Consider the following 1,938-nt stretch of genomic DNA (forward strand, 5'->3'; position numbering starts at 1 on the left):
TAATATAATTTTATATAGGTGTATTGTCAATAGTAATTTTGATTGTAAATTTTGCGGAAACAGGTTATATTTTATTGAGAATGATAATCAATGATTAGTAGCTGAGGAGTGAGCACGAATGAATCGAGAAGAATTGTTTGATGTAACCGTGATAGGCGGAGGACCTGCAGGGCTTTATTCAGCTTTTTATAGTGGACTCAGAGAAATGAAAACGAAAATAATAGAATTTCAACCACATTTAGGTGGAAAAATACATGTGTATCCGGAAAAAATGATTTGGGATGTAGGAGGACTATTACCAGTTACAGGTGATAAGTTAATTGAACAACTTGTACAGCAAGGGTTAACATTTAAGCCAGAAGTTGTATTAGATACAAAAGTGGAATCAATTATTCGTAATCAAGATGGTACTTTTACATTAAAAACAAGTACTGGGGAAGAACACTTTTCAAAAACAGTTATCGTCGCAACAGGAAGTGGTATATTGAAACCGCAAAAGTTATCTATTGAGGGTGCTGAGCGATTTGAAGTATCAAATTTAAATTATACAGTTAAATCTTTAAAGCGTTTTAAAGGTAAAACAGTTATTATTTCCGGTGGAGGCAATTCTGCTGTTGATTGGGCAAATGAATTAGAACCAATTGCGAAAAAAGTGTATGTAACCTATAGAAAAGAAGAATTATCTGGTCATGAAGCACAAGTAAAACAACTTATGAACAGCTCAGCGGAGTGTTTCTTTAATACATCGATTACAAAATTAATTGCTGGTGATAATCATGAAGCGATCGAATATGTAGAATTAACAAATCATGAAACAGGTGAGGTTTCTCATTTACCTATTGATGAAGTTATTATTAATCATGGATATGAACGCGACATTACATTATTAGAAAATAGTGAGTTAGACGTTGCAATTATAGATAATTATTATATTGCAGGTAATGCAAATAGTGAGTCTTCAGTAGATGGATTATATGCTGCTGGAGATATTTTAAAGCACGAAGGGAAACTACACTTAATTGCAGGTGCATTCCAAGATGCTGGAAATGCTGTGAATAAAGCAAAACAATTTATCCAACCAGATGCAAGTGAGTATGGAATGGTTTCTTCTCATAATGAAGTATTTAAGAAGAGAAATCGCGAACTGATTAAGCAGATGATGAAATAATAAGGAACAAGTATACCCCCACGTATTTCTCTATTCCAATGGATGAGAGATGTACGTGGGGGTTTTCCTGTTTACTATATTTTCTATCATTATAATGACACCGGTTTCATCAGTTCATATGATATGAACATTTTATTGGTAAAGCATCCTAGAAAATAATTTAGCTATGTTTTGCTTACGCAGAACATGGCTAAATTACGCTGTCCCTTTAGCGCGTTCATTAGGAAATGGCATATTTAGTATAGAAGCAATATACTGTTTTCCATGCATTCGAGCTAATGATTCTAATATTTGGCGAACACGTTTTGTAAGATGACCTTGTTTTTTGATGGCTTCACAATATGCGTCATAGAAGGCATATTTAGCCCAAAGGAAATCATCTTGTTGGAATAAGAAATGATTTTTGTACCATTCACCAATTGTATGATAACAATTGTTTTCATGTATTGCTGTGCTTTGAGAAAGAAAACGATCAGATAAAGATACATTTAAATGAGAAATTGTGTTTTCTGTTTCAACTTGTAGTGTTTTTTCTAACATTGTAATGATGTGACGAGTAGCCATATGTTAACTCTCCTTTGTGTAAATGGGTAATACCATTCTATATTTAAAAAATTCTTACTATATAATACTATACAATATATGGAATGCATCTACCTGCTTTTTGAACTGCATTTACAAAATCTTTTTTATTTGTTTACAAAAATAAAGTAAAGTAAGATACAGTATAGATGAAAAAATAATAAAGGAATGAACGCATTGTATATAAC

The 1,938-nt window shown here is 32.2% G+C and carries 2 protein-coding genes; one reads left to right on the forward strand and one right to left on the reverse strand.

Going from position 1 to position 1,938, the window contains the following annotated elements:
* Positions 1-118 precede the first annotated feature (118 nt).
* Positions 119-1,168 carry an NAD(P)/FAD-dependent oxidoreductase gene (locus ABWK52_RS28745; protein WP_001078268.1) on the forward strand — a complete coding sequence of 350 codons (1,050 nt, stop codon included), beginning with the start codon at positions 119-121 and terminating at the stop codon, positions 1,166-1,168.
* A gap of 195 nt (positions 1,169-1,363) precedes the next feature.
* Here ABWK52_RS28745 and ABWK52_RS28750 read toward each other — a convergent pair whose 3' ends face one another.
* Positions 1,364-1,732, reverse strand: a complete 369-nt coding sequence (locus tag ABWK52_RS28750) for a hypothetical protein (protein ID WP_000235475.1) — start codon at positions 1,730-1,732, stop codon at positions 1,364-1,366.
* Between the last annotated feature and the right edge of the window lie 206 nt (positions 1,733-1,938).

This window comes from Bacillus sp. AP50, assembly GCF_040492675.1.
In the GTDB taxonomy this organism is placed as follows: Bacteria; Bacillota; Bacilli; order Bacillales; family Bacillaceae_G; genus Bacillus_A; species Bacillus_A cereus.

Bases quoted from the DNA above. Each gene is read 5' to 3' on its own strand.
- ABWK52_RS28750 (WP_000235475.1), bottom strand. From the start codon at position 1,732: ATGGCTACTCGTCACATCATTACAATGTTAGAAAAAACACTACAAGTT.
- ABWK52_RS28745 (WP_001078268.1), top strand. From the start codon at position 119: ATGAATCGAGAAGAATTGTTTGATGTAACCGTGATAGGCGGAGGACCT.